We start from the raw sequence: 15,567 nt of genomic DNA on the forward strand, positions 1-15,567 counted from the left end.
CCATGAAAACCCTGTTTTCTCGTTCTGGTCTGTTGCTGCTTGCGCTCGTATTGGGGACGCTTTCAGTTAACGCCCAGACTGCCCGTAACCCAATCATTTTCGCCGATGTGCCGGATATGGCCATGATTCGGGTGGGCAATACCTACTACATGAGCAGTACGACCATGCACATGAGTCCGGGCTTACCAATCATGAAGTCAAAAGATCTGGTAAACTGGCAGATGGTGGGTTATGCCTATGATACACTGGCGAGCGTCGACGCCCTGAATCTAACCAACGGCAAAAGCACCTACGGACGCGGTTCGTGGGCCAGTAGCCTGCGGTATCATAACGGTCTGTACTACGTAACGACCTTTGCTCAGACGACCGGTAAGACCTACATCTATACCACGAAGAATATTGAAAAAGGCCCTTGGAAAGAAGTGTCTTTCAAGCCTTCGTACCACGACCACAGCTTGTTTTTTGATGACGATGGCCGGACGTACCTGATTTACGGGGCGGGTAAGCTCAGACTTGTCGAACTCACAGCTGATGCGTCGGGCGTAAAGCCCGGTACTACCGAGCAGGTTCTGATTGAGAACGCCAGCACACCGTCGGGCACCGGTGGGGGCTTACCCGCCGAAGGGTCGCAATTGTTCAAAGTGAACGGCAAGTATTACCTGTTCAACATTACCTGGCCGAAAGGGGGGATGCGTACGGTGGTCATTCACCGAGCTGATCAGCTAACCGGCCCCTGGGAGGGTCGCGTGGCTTTACAGGATTTAGGCGTAGCGCAGGGCGGCCTGATTGATACGCCCGATGGCCGCTGGTTTGCCTATCTGTTTCGGGACTTTGGCGGAGTTGGCCGCATTCCGTATATGGTACCCGTCAAGTGGGAAGACGGCTGGCCCGTGCTGGGCGAAAACGGCAAAGTGCCTGAAACGCTTGGCCTCCCCACCAGCAAAGGGCTAATTCCGGGCATCGTTGCATCGGATGAATTTACCCGAAAGAAAGGCGAACCTGCTTTGCCGCTGGTGTGGCAGTGGAACCACAACCCGGATAACCGTCTGTGGTCGGTGTCTGCACGGAAAGGCTACCTGCGGCTGAAAACTGGCCGTACCGACACCTCGTTCGTCATGGCTCGCAACACGCTCACCCAGCGTACCATTGGCCCTGAAAGTACGGGCGCTACGTTACTTGATGCCTCGAATCTGAAAGATGGCGATTTTGCTGGTTTAAGCCTGTTGCAGAAGAACTACGGCTTGGTGGGTGTGAAGGTCGAAAATGGCAGCCGGTTTATCGTCATGGTCAGCGCGGCTACGGGAAAGCCGATAGAGGTGCAACGGGTGCCATTAAACCAGAAGACCGTCTACCTAAAAGCCGAATGCAATTTCAGAGATCGCAAAGACACAGCCCATTTCTTTTACAGCCTCGACGGTAAAGCCTGGACCGCGATTGGCGAACCGCTGAAGATGCCCTACACCATTCCACACTTTATGGGCTATCGGTTCGGACTATTCAATTACGCTACCGAACAAACGGGTGGCTTTGCCGACTTCGATTATTTCCGGATAGACGATAAAATCACTAAAAAATAACGCTTGATTACTCAAGTACTAGAATGAAGTCTATAGTTTGTCTTTTATTATTGACCGTGTTTGGGGCTTACGCGCAAACGAATAACTCGGTTGTGAGCAGCCCGGACGGAAAGCTGGTGGTCACCGTTTCGTTGGAAAATGGCAAGCCAGCTTATACCGTTTCACTCAACGGAAAACCATTTCTGAATAAATCCCCACTGGGGTTAAAAACCAACGTCGGCGACTTTAGCGAGGGACTGGAAGCGGGGAAACCAACCCGTATGACTAAAATTGACCAGACCTACGAATTGCCCAACATTAAACAAAGTAAGGTACATTACGTAGCAAACGAAGGCGTCATCTCGTTCAATAAAGCCAATGCGGCCGCTATCGACGTAACCTTCCGGGTAAGCAATCATGATGTGGCGTTCCGGTATACCGTGTATCCCCAGAAAAACGCCTTGTCTTGTGTGGTCAATGCCGAACAAACGGGGTTTGTCTTACCAGCCGGTACCACCACGTTTCTCTCGGCACAGAGTAAAGCGATGGTGGGTTTTGCCCGCACTATGCCCAGCTACGAGATTCCGTATACGGTCGATGATACGCTGGGCGAAAACGGACGGAACAACGGCTATACCTTTCCTTGTCTATTTAAAGTGAATACCAACGGCTGGGTGCTGATTTCCGAAACAGGGGTCGACAGTCGCTATTGCGGAAGCCGACTGATGGGCCATCCGGACGGATTGTACACCATTGGATTCCCGATGCCGGACGAAAACAACGGCAACGGGACATCTGCCCCCGGTATTCCCCTGCCGGGCCAAACGCCATGGCGTACGATTACGGTCGGTGAAACCCTGGCCCCGATTGTCGAGACGACAGTCCCGTTTGATGTCGTGGAACCGCGGTATGAAGCGTCCCAAAAATACGAGTATACAAAAGGTTCGTGGAGCTGGATTATCGGCATGGACAGACGAACGGTTTATGATGAACAAGTAAGATACATCGACTTCAGCGCGGCCATGGGGTACAAAACTATCTTGATAGATGCGCTGTGGGATACCCAGATCGGACGCGACAAGATAGCCGAATTAGCCAAATACGGGGCTAGTAAAGGGGTTAGTCTGTACTTGTGGTACAACTCTAATGGCTACTGGAACGACGCCCCGCAAGGGCCGCGCGGCATTATGGACAATACAATTGCCCGCCGGAAGGAAATGGCCTGGATGAAACAGATCGGCGTGAAAGGCATCAAGGTTGACTTTTTTGGCGGGGATAAGCAGGAAACCATGAAGCTGTACGAAGACATTTTGTACGATGCCAACGACTATGGCATCTTGTGTGTCTTCCACGGTTCGACACTCCCCCGCGGCTGGGAGCGCATGTACCCCAACTACGCAGCCAGTGAAGCGGTCTTGGCGAGCGAAAATCTAGCCTTTTCCCAACGAAGCTGTGATTATGAAGCGTTTAACGCCACCCTGCACCCGTTTATCCGCAACACGGTAGGCAGCATGGATTTTGGCGGTAGTGCCCTGAATAAATTTTACAATGCCAATAATACCCCAAACCGAGGTTCGAAACGGGTTACGTCGGATGTGTACGCATTGGCAACGGCGGTCCTGTTTCAGAGTGGAGTTCAGCATTTTGCCCTTGCGCCCAATAACCTCACCGACGCTCCAGGCTGGGCGATTGACTTTATGAAAACCGTGCCGACGACCTGGGACGAAGTACAGTACATTGATGGTTACCCGGGCCGGTACGTGGTGCTGGCTCGCCGTCAGGGTGCGAAATGGTATGTAGCCGGAATCAACGCCCAGAAAGAACCTCTTAAACTAAAGATCAAACTCCCAATGCTTGCCGCCGGAGCTGCCTATCAGCAATACAGCGACGACGCGCAATTAACGGGCAAAGTAACCACCGCAAAACTTCCAAAGAGTCAGGAAGTGGAGTGGACTATTCCGACCAACGGGGCTGCGCTGATCGTGAATTGAGGTGTACGTTGCGATGCGCTAGCCTGTTTTCCTAAACCCGATGAAGTAGCTACTAAACCTTTATGATGATGAAAGCGCTGGTTATCGTTTTTCTGCTTACCCATCTGTTGTTGACGGGTAACGGTGCCTTTGCTCAGGATCGTAACTTTCATATTTACCTCTGCTTTGGGCAGTCGAATATGGAAGGTAACGCCAAAATCGAACCGCAGGATACCGTCAATATAAATCCACGTTTTCAGGTGATGGAAGCCGTTGACTGCCCGAGCCTAAATCGGAAAATGGGTCAGTGGTATACTGCTGTTCCGCCGTTGTGCCGGTGCCGCACGGGCCTTACCCCCGCCGATTATTTTGGTCGAGAACTGGTAGCGAACCTGCCCGAAAAAGTTCGGATTGGCGTCATCAATGTGTCCGTGGGGGGCTGTAAAATCGAGTTGTTCGACAAGGATAATTATCAATCGTACACCGCCAATGTACCGGGCTGGATGAAGAATTTCATCAGCGAATATGGCGGCAATCCATACGCCCGACTGGTTGAGATGGCCAAGCTGGCACAGAAAGATGGAGTCATAAAGGGTATTCTGCTGCATCAGGGCGAATCGAATACGGGCGATACGCTATGGACGAAAAAGGTCAAGGTGGTCTACGATAACCTGATGCACGACCTGGAATTGAAACCCAAAAAAGTGCCCCTGCTGGCGGGTGAGACCGTTAATGCCGATCAGGAAGGCCGATGCGCGAGTATGAATACGATCATTGCCACGCTGCCGCAAACCATCAAAAACGCACATGTGATTTCGTCGGCGGGCTGCACCGATTCGGCCGACAACCTGCACTTCAATGCCGCCGGGTACAGGGAGCTGGGCAAACGATATGCGACTCAGATGCTGTCGTTGCTGGGGTATAAACCGGTTGCTGTTAACTAACGCGAGTTATGGATGATGCACTAGGCTAACATAGTCCTTTTTGTCATTCTTCGGGATGACAAAGACTCTGAATTGCCATAAACCCTGACAACATGAAACCATTCATTCTAGGAAAGTTAGGTCAAAAGATAATACCCACAGCTGCGCTGACTGGCTGGCTAATGGCTACTTCCTTAAGAGTAAACGCCCAGGAAATCATTCCACTCTATTCGGGTGCGGTGCCTAACTCAAAAGTGTCGGATATGCAGGAGTCAGGTGCGGATAAAGGTGTCCTGAAAGGAATCACCAAACCAACGCTGGAATATTTCAAACCCGCGCCCGACAAAGCGACCGGCACGGCGGTCGTCATAATTCCCGGTGGAGGATATGGCGTAGTGGTGTATCAGGGCGAGGGTGTCAATACCGCCAAAGCACTGGCTGAAAAAGGCGTGGCGGCTTTCGTATTGAAGTACCGACTTCCCAGTGACGCTATCATGACCGATAAGAAAATTGGCCCGTTGCAAGATGCTCAGCAAGCGATCAAACTGGTTCGGGAGAATGCCGCCAAATGGGGAGTTGATGCCAGCAAAGTCGGTATCATGGGTTTTTCGGCGGGTGGGCACCTGGCGTCAACGGCCGCTACGCATTTTGAAAAAGCGTATATTGATAACGGTAGCAACACAAGCCTGCGACCCGATTTTCAGATACTCATCTATCCAGTCATCAGTATGCAGGACAGCCTGACTCACGGTGGTTCGCACGATAATCTGTTGGGCAAAAATCCGTCACGGCAGGACATCGACCTGTTCTCCAACGAACTACAGGTACGTGCCAACACGCCACCTACCTATTTGACCCACGCAGCCGACGACAAACTGGTGGATGTAGATAACAGCATCATTTATTTCGAAAGACTGAGACGCCAGAAAGTACCTGTAGAAATGCACATCTACCCGAAGGGTGATCACGGTTTCATCTTCCGACACCCCGGCTGGATGGACCCCTTGTTTGCCTGGATGAAAGCGAATAGCTGGGTTAAAAACTAAGTAGCCATTTCTATAAAGCTTCCTAAACCATGAATCGTGTAGCCCTACTTTGTTTTCTTCTGCTTTGTGGCCGGATAGTTTCTGGGCAGCCATCGCCGGTTTCGATTCAGGTCAATGCCGCAAAGCCGGTTGGCGAGATGAAGCCATTCTGGGCGTTTTTCGGGTATGATGAACCTAACTATACTACCCGTAAAGACGGACAGAAGCTGCTTACCGAACTTCAGCAACTAAGCCCCGTGCCAGTGTACGTTCGGGCGCACAACCTGCTGACCTCTAAAGGCAATAGCCCCGGCCCAGACCTTAAGTGGGGCTTTACCGATGCCTACCGGGAAGACGCTACCGGCAAGCCAATTTATACCTGGACGGTCGTTGACAGCATCGTAGATACGTATGTGAGACGGGGTATGAAGCCCCTGATGGAAATTGGGTTTATGCCGAAAGACCTGTCATCGAAACCCGAACCGTATGAACATACCTGGAGCAAGGGCGGTAACATCTGGACGGGCTGGACCTACCCACCGAAAGACTACGACAAATGGCGGGAACTGGTCTATCAGTGGGCCAAGCACTCCATCGACCGCTACGGCAAACAGGAAGTAACGAGCTGGCTCTGGGAGGTCTGGAATGAACCGGACATCGGCTACTGGTCAGGTACGTTCGACGAGTATTGCAAGATGTACGATTATGCCGCCGACGGCCTGAAACGGGCTTGTCCCGAATGTACCATCGGCGGGCCGCATACCACTAGCCCCCGCAGTGAGAAAGCGTATAGTTACCTCACCCGATTTATTGAACATTGTCTTCGCGGACAGAACTACGCTACCGGAAAAACGGGTACGCCCCTGCAATACATTGGCTTCCACGCCAAAGGCAATCCTGAGTTTGTCGACGGTCATATCCGCATGAATATGGGTGTGCAGTTGAAAGATATTCAACGGGCGTTTGAAGCGGTTAATTCGTTTCCGGAACTGAAAAACATTCCCATCATCATCGGTGAGTGCGACCCCGAAGGATGCGCAGCCTGTGCCGTCACCCGCGACCCGAAATACGGCTACCGAAACGGTACGATGTATTCCAGCTACACGGCTTCGTCGTTCGCCCGCATATACGAACTGATGGACCAGTACAACGTAAACCTGCGCGGGGCCGTGAGCTGGTCGTTCGAATTTGAGGATCAGCCGTGGTTTGCGGGTTTCCGCGACCTGGCCACGCATGGGGTCGACAAGCCAGTGCTGAACATTTTCCGCATGTTCGGTAAGATGGGTGGGCAGCGCGTTGCCGTACAGACCAATCGGGGGCTAACTGCCGCCAACATCATCGCCAACGGCGTTCGGGCAGCAAACGACGTCAACGCCATCGCCAGTAAAAACGGAAATACAATTGGCGTGATGGTCTGGAATTACCATGATGACGATGTGACGGGCCCGGCAACACCGGTTCAGCTAACCATCAGCGGTCTCGACAAAAACAAGGTGCAGGTGCGCCATTACCGTGTGGATGACAAGCACAGCAACTCGTTCGAGACCTGGAAGGCAATGGGTAGTCCGCAGCAGGTGTCGACCGACCAATACAAAACACTGGAAAAAGCGGGACAACTACAGGAACTGGCCCCACCAGCAACCAAAACGGTCGCCAACGGAACAACAACGTTCACCTTCGACCTGCCCCGGCAGGGTGTGTCTTTTCTGCAACTGACTTTATAACGCCTACGTCCCGTTCATTATGCTTAAATCGGTCTTCATTTCGCTAGCGCTTTACCTGCTGAACGGTCTTGCCGGATTGGCGCAGACAACGCCCCCGCAGCCGGTTGGTCCGCTTCCCAGCGAAAATCAACTGCGTTGGCAAAAAATGGAGTACTATGCTTTTATCCATTTTTCGATCAATACCTATACGGATATGGCCTGGGGGCTGGGTAACGAAGATCCAAAGCTATTCAACCCGACGAACCTGGATTGCCGACAATGGGCGCGGATTTGTAAAGAGGCCGGGATGAAAGGCATCATTTTCACCGCCAAACATCATAGTGGATTTTGCCTCTGGCCCTCGAAATACACGGAATACTCTGTCAAAAACGTACCCTGGCGCAATGGGAAAGCGGATATCGTTCGCGAACTGGCCGATGCCTGCAAGGAATATGGGCTGAAATTCGGTGTATATCTGTCGCCCTGGGACCGTAACCATGCTGACTATGGCAAACCTGAATACATTACGTATTTCCGCAACCAGCTGACCGAGCTATTAACCAACTACGGTGATATTTTTGAAGTCTGGTTCGATGGAGCCAATGGCGGGTCAGGCTATTATGGTGGGGCCAACGAAACCCGGAAAATCGACGCCAAGACGTATTATGACTGGCCAACTACGTATAAACTCGTTCGTAAGCTACAACCTAAGATCGTTATCTGGAACGATGGGGGTGATCGGGCCGACCTGCGTTGGGTGGGTACTGAAGCCGGGTACGTGGGCGAAACCAATTGGAGTTTACTGAATGCCACCGGCGATGTGCCCGAGGAGCAATTGCGGCACGGTGTAGAAAATGGCAATGCCTGGGTGCCGGGTGAAGTTAACACGTCGATCCGTCCCGAATGGTTTTACCACGAGCGCGAAGACCGGAAAGTGAAGACCCTGTCCCAACTGATGGATACGTATTATAACTCCATCGGCCGGAATGCGACGTTGCTCCTCAATTTTCCGATCATGCCGAACGGGCTGATTCACGAAAAAGATGAAAAAGCTGCACTGAGCTTTGCCAAAGCCGTTAACGACGCCTTTGCCTTAAATCTGGCTAAAAATAGCCGCGCTACAGCCTCGCAGGTACGCGGAAAAAGTTCGATGTACGATGCCAGCAAAGCCATTGACAACGATACAGAAAGCTATTGGGCAACGGACGATGCCGTCAGAAATGCATCGTTGACGATCCAATTTTCAAAACCCACAGCTTTTAATCGGTTTCTGGTACAGGAGCCCATTCGATTAGGGCAGCGGGTTAAGTCGTTTACTGTCGAAGCTTTGGTCGATGGCAACTGGAAAGAAATTGCCAGGGAAACCACCATTGGGTACAAACGTATTCTACGCTTTCCGACCGTCGAAGCTACGCAACTGCGACTGACCATTCTGGATGCCAAAGGCTGCCCGTTGATTTCGAATCTGGAAGTGTATAAAGCCCCACTGATTCTGACATCCCCCGTCATCACCCGGAATCAGGCAGGCGACGTTCTCATCAAATCCGGCGACACCGAATCGGAATTGTACTACACGCTCGACGGCAGCACGCCGACCGCGCGTTCGAACAAGTACGTAGATCCGGTGAAAACCAGCTCGGGAAAAGTTGAGATAAAGGCCATTGCCTACAATCCGTTCACGAAACAGAGCAGTGTTGTCAGCGAAGAAAAATTTGACATTGCCCATACGGCCTGGAGAATCCTGAATACGGAAGCCAGGTCGGCGTATCAGCTTTTGGATGGTAATCCCGGCACCTCCTGGCAGCAGCCCAAAAGCCAGCAGATGCCTGCTGATCTCGTTATTGATCTGGGTAAAGAAGAAACGCTGACCGGTTTCCGGTATCTGCCTGCGCAGAACTGGTGGGAAGAGGCCAGCATCATTACCCACTATCAGTTTGACGTGTCAACCGATAACAAAGCCTGGACGCGAGTCAGTGAGGGTGAATTTTCCAACATCAAAAACAGCCCGTTCTGGCAAACTAAACCGTTTGAGCCAACTAAAGCCCGATACATTAAACTGCGTGCCCTGAAAAACACGCAGGAAGGTTCGGCTTCGGGCTATGCTGAAGTAGACGTTGTTACGCAGTGAGTGCAACCCGTTTTTGTCATCCCGACGCAGGAGGGATCTTCTGTAGCCAGAGGTTTTTTCAGCCTCGCCCGAAGACCCCTCCTGCGTCGGGATGACAAAAAAACGAGCAATTCTAAACCTTTAACCAATGATGAACAGACCCTTACCCCTTCGCTTCTGGCTTGTTAGCCTGCTGCTTTGTCTGAGCAGGCTAGGCCTGGCCCAACCGCCCGGCGGGCCAACGGTGGTATCACCACAGGTCAACGCTGACAACACGGTCACGTTTCGGTATCTGGCCCCGGCGGCCAAAGACGTAAAGCTGAACGCCCAGTTTGAGAAGTCGCCCGTCGCTATGACCAAAGATGCACAGGGCATCTGGAGCATTACGACGGGACCGGTGAAGCCCGATATGTATCCATATAGCTTTCAGGTCGATGGAATTTCGGTGGCCGACCCTAAAAACTCGGCCATCTTCCCAAACGAAGGTTTTCAGAACAGCCTGGTCGAAATAACGGGTAATACGCCCCTCGTGCATACTATCCAGAACGTACCGCATGGCACCGTATCGTACCGATTCTACACATCGCCCGAGCTGGGACAGCGGCCCGTGGTGGTGTACACCCCGCCCGACTACGAAACGGATGCTAAAACAACCTACCCGGTGCTTTACCTCCTGCACGGTACTACGGATTTGGAAGAAACCTGGACCAAAGTGGGGCGGGCAAACATCATTCTGGATAACCTGATTGCGCAGGGAAAAGCCAAGCCGATGATCATTGTCATGCCCTACGGACGGGCGTATCCGGTCATCAGTAAATCGTCGGGGAGCCTTCGCAATTGGGATAACCTACAGGAGTTCAAGAAGGATTTCCTGGGGAATCTGATGCCGTTTGTTGAGAAGAATTATCGGGTAAAGAAAGACAAAGACAGCCGGGCCATTGCCGGGTTTTCAGGGGGTGGTGGCGAAACGCTCTATCTGGGGCTGAACAATCCCGAACTGTTTAGCTGGGTTTGTGGCTTTGCACCGGGTATGCTCAAAGAGGAATTTGACCGCAACAACGCCACTGCGTTTGCCAACCCCGCTCAGACCAACCAGCGACTGAAGCTATTCTGGATTGGCGTTGGGAAAGAGGATATGCTCTATCCGGTCATCAACGATTATCTGAAGGTGCTCGATGAGAAGAAGCTCAAACACGAAACGCTGATTTCGGACGGTGGACATACCTGGATGAACTGCAAGCTCTACCTGTCGACCATCGCCCAAAAGCTGTTCCGATAAACCACTACCTATTCCTAAACCTGTTCAATACCATGATTACAAAAACACGTACACGTCTATTGTTGCTCTGGGCGATACTGTTCGTGCCTGGACTGGCCCTGGCGCAGCCGCCACGTGGGCCGCTGGTAGTGTCGCCCCAGGTGAACGCCGACAAAACCATCACGTTCCGGTATCTGGCTCCGCAGGCTAAGTCGGTGGAACTGAGTGCGCAGTTTGAGAAAGGACCTGTGCCCATGACCAAAGATGCGCAGGGCATCTGGAGCGCAACGGTCGGCCCCGTCAAGCCTGATATTTATCCGTACAACTTTCGGGTGGATGGTGTCTCGGTCATGGACCCGGCCAACGTAGCGTTCTTCCCGAACGAACGCTTCAAAGCCAGTCTGGTCGATGTGCCCGGCGATACGCCCCTCATTCACGCCATGCGCGACGTACCCCACGGTTCCATCAACTACGAGTATTACCCATCAATGGAAGGAACAACGGGATCGCTGGTCGTTTACACCCCACCGGGTTACGACCAGGCGCTGTCAAAAAAGTACCCCGTTTATTACCTCATCAGTGGCACGACCGATACGGAGGAAACCTTTTTCAAAGTTGGCAAAACCAACCTGATTCTGGATAACCTGATCGCCGAAGGCAAAGCCAAACCGATGATCATTGTCATGCCCTACGGCAACATTGCCGCACGGATAGCCGAGCAAAAAGGCGGTTCCAAACCCGCCGACCCGACCGTGCGCGACGGGGCCGATGCCGTAAAACGGGCTAACGACTTCACGACCGATCTGGTGAGCAACGTCATTCCTTACGTTGAGAAAAGCTACCGAGCAATCCCTAACCGCGACAACCGAGCTATCGGAGGTTTCTCGCGCGGGGGTGGGCAAACCCTGCGAACAGCCTTCAACAACATGGACAAGTTTGCGTGGGTGTGCGCGTACAGTTCATACCTGTCGCCCCAGGAGATGGATGGCAATTTCAGTCAGATTGTGGCCAAGCCCGATCAAACCAACAAGCAGCTAAAACTGCTGTGGGTGAGCGTGGGAAGCGATGATTTTTTGTATAAAGGAACGGTGGAGTTTATGGACTACCTTAAGGCTAAGAACGTGAACTTCAAAAGCCTGATTACCGACGGAGGCCACACCTGGATGAACGTGAAAACGTACGTTGCCGCCACTACGCCACTTCTGTTTCAATCCCAAACCCCACGCCCATGAACCGACTTGTCTATCTCCTGTCTATCCTGACCGTAGCGTCGTTATCGGCTCGGGCGCAGCAACGGCCACCGGCCATTAGCTCGCCCGACGTACACCCCGATCATAGCATCACGTTCCGCTATTTTTCCCGCAATGCGAAAAAAGTAACGCTCAGTGGCGAGTTCCTGAAAGCCCCCGTGCCTCTGACCAAAGACACGTCTGGAATATGGAGTGTGACCGTGCCACCCGTCAAGCCCGACATCTACCCGTACAGCTTCACAGTCGATAGTGTGCAGTTAGCTGACCCCAGCAACACCTACATCTTCGCCAATGAACGCTTCAAGCGCAGTATCGTCGACGTACCCGGCGATCAGCCGCTGGTGCATTCGTTGCAGAACGTACCGCACGGCAAAGTCAGCTATAGGTATTACAAGTCGGGTACGCTGGGTACCACGCGCCAGTTGCTGGTCTACACCCCGCCCGGCTTTAACCCGAACGGTAAGACCAGATACCCGGTGCTGTACCTGATTCACGGCGGCTCCGACACGGAAGAAACCTGGACGAAGGTCGGTCGGGCCAACCTGATTGCCGACAACCTGATTGCACAGGGCAAGGCCAAACCGATGTTGATTGTGATGCCCTATGGGAACGTCCGTCCGGCCCCCATGCCTGATTTCACGAAGGATATGGTGAACGACATTGTGCCGTTTATCGAAGCCAACTACCCCGTCATAAAAGAAAGCAAAGGTCGCGCCGTCGCTGGCTTCTCGGTCGGTGGCGGACAAACGCTGAACATCGGCCTGACCAACCCGTCCACATTCGCCTATGTCTGTTCGTATGCGCCCTACACGGCTACGGAGGAGTTTAAAAAGAACTTTACCGACTGGTCGCCCAATGCTGACCAGATGAACAAACAATTGAAACTCTTCACCATCAGCGTCGGTACAGAGGACTTTCTGTACGAGCCCGTGAAGCAAAACATCGCCATGTTTCAGGACAAGAAACTGGCCGTGAAAAGCTACATCGTGCCCGGCGGTCATACCTGGATGAATTGCAAACAATACCTGGCAACGACATTGCAGGAGTTGTTCAAATGATTGCGTTTTTGTCATCCCGACGTTAGGAGGGATCTTCTGTAGCCAGAGGGTGTACAAGCCTCACCCGAAGATCCCTCCTGACGTCGGGATGACAAACTCGTCGGCAGGACAAAGACTATACCTCTGAACTACAAAAAAGAGCATCGTATCAACTATTTCTAAACCAATAATTAACATGACAGCCAAACCAATTGCTGCCTTATTCGCAGCCACACTGATTAGTACAACCTGCTTTTCGCAGGCCAGCCAACCGGCCATCGCCGAGGATTTTAAACCCTCTACGCTAAACCAGCCGGGGCAGGAGTACCCGCAGGTCAATTCGCAGGGGTATGCCCGCTTTCGGATAAAGGCACCCCTGGCCGATAGTGTCCGGGTAAGCCTGGGACTAGGTGGACGAGGAGGAACCATTCTCACCAAAGGGGAAGACGGCTTCTGGACCGGCACGACGGCGGGTCCGATGGATGAAGGATTCCATTACTATAACGTGACAATCGACGGCGGGAAGTTTAATGACCCCGGTGCCAAGAACTATTACGGCTCTGTTCGGTGGGAGAGTGGCATTGAGATTCCGGCTCACGATCAGGACTTCTATGCATTAAAAGACGTGCCCCATGGTAACGTCCAGCAGATACTTTTTCCGTCAAAGAGCACCGGTACACCGCGTCGGGCGTTTGTGTACACGCCACCGGGCTACGAGAAGGATAAGTCAAAAAAATACCCGGTGCTGTACCTGCAACACGGCTGGGGTGAGGACGAAACGGCCTGGAGTAATCAGGGGCACGCTAACCTGATTATGGACAATCTAATCGCCGAAAGTAAAAGCAAGCCTTTTCTCATTGTGATGACCTACGGCATGACCAACGAAGTAAAGTTTGGTAAAATCCGGGAGTTCAAGATTGAGCCTTTCCAGACGGTACTGGTCGACGAGCTGATTCCGTACGTGGATGCTAATTTCCGTACGCTGACGAACCGGGATAACCGGGCGATGGCGGGGCTATCGATGGGCGGTATGGAAACCAAAATGATTACCCTGAACAAACCTGATGTGTTTGGCTACTACGGTCTGCTCAGCGGTGGCGTCTACGCCCCCGAAGACCTCAATGGGAAAACCAAACCGAAGCTTGTATTCATTAGCTGCGGCAGCAAAGAACGGCCCGATGGCGTAACCAAAGCGGCTACCGACCTAAAAGCCGCTGGTTACAACGCCGTTTCGTATGTCTCCGATAAGACTGCGCACGAATTCCTGACCTGGCGTCGTAGCCTGCACGAGATGGCCCCGCTGCTGTTTAAGTAATAACGCTTTTTTGTCATAGCAACGGCCACCCGATCCAAAGAACGGAAAAGACATTTTTTGTCATCCCGGGGCACGACCGGGTCGCCGGGATGACAAAGAGTACTCCTTAAAAACCTCAAATGCAATACTCAACCGGTATTATGGTACGATCAATACGAGCTAAGCGAATCGGCGGGATCAGTTTGTGGCTGATACTGGCCGTGTTATGTAGCGGACAGGGAGTCGTTTTCGGGCAGAGCAAAACGGCAATTAAGCCTAAATACCGCAACCTGTTTCGGGAGGCAGGCTATAGTCAGGCCGACACCGACGCGAAAGTGGCGAAAGCGTATCACGACATATTTGAAGGGCCGAATAAGGTCTACTTCGAAGTAGGTGATACGATGGCCTACGTGTCGGACGTGAAAAATAAAGACGCCCGTACCGAAGGACTGTCGTACGGGATGATGATCGCCGTTCAGCTCGACAAAAAAGACGTATTCGACCGAATCTGGCGCTGGTCCAAGAAGTACCTCCAACATCAGAGCGGCCCCCGCGAAGCCTACTTTGCCTGGAGTATCAACCCGCAGACGATGAAGAAAAACGCGGAGGGGTCAGCCTCCGACGGCGAGTTGTACTACATCACGAGCCTGTTGTTTGCTGCTAATAAGTGGGGGAATAATACCGGCATCAACTATTATGGTGAGGCCCGCCGAATCCTCGACGCCATGTGGAAAAAGGACGGCACCGGTAACATTTACAATCTCATCAATACCGACGCCAGGCAGATCTCGTTCGTACCGGAAGGCGGCATGTATAACTGGACTGACCCGTCTTACCACCTGCCAGCCTTCTATGAAGTATGGGCGTTGTACGCCAAAGATGGTCATGAAGCTTTTTACAAGGAGTGCGCCGATACGTCGCGGGTGTTTCTGCACCGGGCCTGCCACCCCGTAACGGGCCTGAACGCCGACTACACCGAGTTCAGCGGCAAGCCACACGACACCCGTTGGTCGCCCTCGGCTTTTCGCTACGATTCATGGCGAGTGCCTATGAACATTGCAATGGATTATACCTGGTACGGCAAAGACAAAGTCTGGCAGGAAGATTACGCCAAACGCTTTCAGGGCTTCCTTCGCTCGAAAGGCCTGGATACCTACGAAGATCAGTTTAATCTCGACGGTTCTCGTCCAGACTTTATACTGCAGGCCGGGCCAGTGAAAAAACTACGGCACTCAATAGGCCTGGTGTCAACATCTGCCACGCTCTCGCTCATCAACAAAGAGAAGAACAGTCTTGATTTTGTGCATGCCTTATGGAACGCCAAACTGGAGCCTTTCGAGGATGGCTATTTCGATCCGTATTACGATGGGCTGCTGTACCTGTTCAGCCTGATGCACCTGAGCGGGAAGTATCAGATTATCACTCCGCAATCCCGTTAATAAAC

General features: G+C 52.5%; 11 protein-coding genes. All 11 read left to right on the forward strand.

The window, feature by feature from the left end:
- Positions 1 to 2: 2 nt before the first annotated feature.
- The 11 genes from BN8_RS03165 to BN8_RS03215 all read left to right on the forward strand — a co-directional run bounded on the left by BN8_RS03165 (position 3) and on the right by BN8_RS03215 (position 15,562).
- Positions 3 to 1,577, forward strand: coding sequence for a glycoside hydrolase family 43 protein (locus tag BN8_RS03165; protein WP_009280345.1), 1,575 nt, complete (start codon positions 3 to 5; stop codon positions 1,575 to 1,577).
- A 23-nt stretch (positions 1,578 to 1,600) separates the two neighbouring features.
- Positions 1,601 to 3,547: a glycoside hydrolase family 97 protein gene (locus BN8_RS03170; RefSeq protein WP_009280346.1), complete on the forward strand. Its 1,947-nt coding sequence runs from the start codon at positions 1,601 to 1,603 to the stop codon at positions 3,545 to 3,547.
- Positions 3,548 to 3,615: 68 nt separating this feature from the next.
- On the forward strand, positions 3,616 to 4,470 hold the full coding sequence (locus BN8_RS03175; RefSeq protein ID WP_040005404.1) for a sialate O-acetylesterase: 855 nt from the start codon (positions 3,616 to 3,618) through the stop codon (positions 4,468 to 4,470).
- A 161-nt stretch (positions 4,471 to 4,631) separates the two neighbouring features.
- A complete protein-coding gene (locus tag BN8_RS03180) occupies positions 4,632 to 5,495 on the forward strand; it encodes an alpha/beta hydrolase (RefSeq protein ID WP_229367655.1) in 864 nt (287 codons plus the stop codon).
- Between the two features lie 29 nt (positions 5,496 to 5,524).
- Positions 5,525 to 7,198 carry a GH39 family glycosyl hydrolase gene (locus tag BN8_RS03185; protein ID WP_009280349.1) on the forward strand — a complete coding sequence of 558 codons (1,674 nt, stop codon included), beginning with the start codon at positions 5,525 to 5,527 and terminating at the stop codon, positions 7,196 to 7,198.
- Between the two features lie 19 nt (positions 7,199 to 7,217).
- Positions 7,218 to 9,305 carry an alpha-L-fucosidase gene (locus BN8_RS03190; RefSeq protein ID WP_009280350.1) on the forward strand — a complete coding sequence of 696 codons (2,088 nt, stop codon included), beginning with the start codon at positions 7,218 to 7,220 and terminating at the stop codon, positions 9,303 to 9,305.
- 127 nt (positions 9,306 to 9,432) lie between these two features.
- Positions 9,433 to 10,563, forward strand: a complete 1,131-nt coding sequence (locus BN8_RS03195; protein ID WP_009280351.1) for an esterase — start codon at positions 9,433 to 9,435, stop codon at positions 10,561 to 10,563.
- Between the two features lie 32 nt (positions 10,564 to 10,595).
- Positions 10,596 to 11,774: an esterase gene (locus tag BN8_RS03200; RefSeq protein WP_009280352.1), complete on the forward strand. Its 1,179-nt coding sequence runs from the start codon at positions 10,596 to 10,598 to the stop codon at positions 11,772 to 11,774.
- On the forward strand, positions 11,771 to 12,850 hold the full coding sequence (locus BN8_RS03205) for an alpha/beta hydrolase (protein WP_009280353.1): 1,080 nt from the start codon (positions 11,771 to 11,773) through the stop codon (positions 12,848 to 12,850). The genes BN8_RS03200 and BN8_RS03205 overlap by 4 nt, the downstream gene beginning before the upstream one ends.
- Positions 12,851 to 13,025: 175 nt before the next feature.
- Positions 13,026 to 14,144 (forward strand): alpha/beta hydrolase-fold protein, encoded by a 1,119-nt coding sequence (locus BN8_RS03210; protein WP_009280354.1) that lies wholly within the window; start codon positions 13,026 to 13,028, stop codon positions 14,142 to 14,144.
- Between the two features lie 140 nt (positions 14,145 to 14,284).
- Positions 14,285 to 15,562, forward strand: a complete 1,278-nt coding sequence (locus tag BN8_RS03215; protein WP_144051560.1) for a family 8 glycosyl hydrolase — start codon at positions 14,285 to 14,287, stop codon at positions 15,560 to 15,562.
- The last annotated feature ends 5 nt before the right edge of the window (positions 15,563 to 15,567 follow it).

The sequence above is a fragment of the Fibrisoma limi BUZ 3 genome, assembly GCF_000296815.2.
Taxonomy (GTDB): Bacteria; Bacteroidota; Bacteroidia; order Cytophagales; family Spirosomataceae; genus Fibrisoma; species Fibrisoma limi.

Bases quoted from the DNA above. Each gene is read 5' to 3' on its own strand.
- BN8_RS03165 (WP_009280345.1), top strand. From the start codon at position 3: ATGAAAACCCTGTTTTCTCGTTCTGGTCTGTTGCTGCTTGCGCTCGTA.
- BN8_RS03170 (WP_009280346.1), top strand. From the start codon at position 1,601: ATGAAGTCTATAGTTTGTCTTTTATTATTGACCGTGTTTGGGGCTTAC.
- BN8_RS03175 (WP_040005404.1), top strand. From the start codon at position 3,616: ATGAAAGCGCTGGTTATCGTTTTTCTGCTTACCCATCTGTTGTTGACG.
- BN8_RS03180 (WP_229367655.1), top strand. From the start codon at position 4,632: ATGGCTACTTCCTTAAGAGTAAACGCCCAGGAAATCATTCCACTCTAT.
- BN8_RS03185 (WP_009280349.1), top strand. From the start codon at position 5,525: ATGAATCGTGTAGCCCTACTTTGTTTTCTTCTGCTTTGTGGCCGGATA.
- BN8_RS03190 (WP_009280350.1), top strand. From the start codon at position 7,218: ATGCTTAAATCGGTCTTCATTTCGCTAGCGCTTTACCTGCTGAACGGT.
- BN8_RS03195 (WP_009280351.1), top strand. From the start codon at position 9,433: ATGATGAACAGACCCTTACCCCTTCGCTTCTGGCTTGTTAGCCTGCTG.
- BN8_RS03200 (WP_009280352.1), top strand. From the start codon at position 10,596: ATGATTACAAAAACACGTACACGTCTATTGTTGCTCTGGGCGATACTG.
- BN8_RS03205 (WP_009280353.1), top strand. From the start codon at position 11,771: ATGAACCGACTTGTCTATCTCCTGTCTATCCTGACCGTAGCGTCGTTA.
- BN8_RS03210 (WP_009280354.1), top strand. From the start codon at position 13,026: ATGACAGCCAAACCAATTGCTGCCTTATTCGCAGCCACACTGATTAGT.
- BN8_RS03215 (WP_144051560.1), top strand. From the start codon at position 14,285: ATGGTACGATCAATACGAGCTAAGCGAATCGGCGGGATCAGTTTGTGG.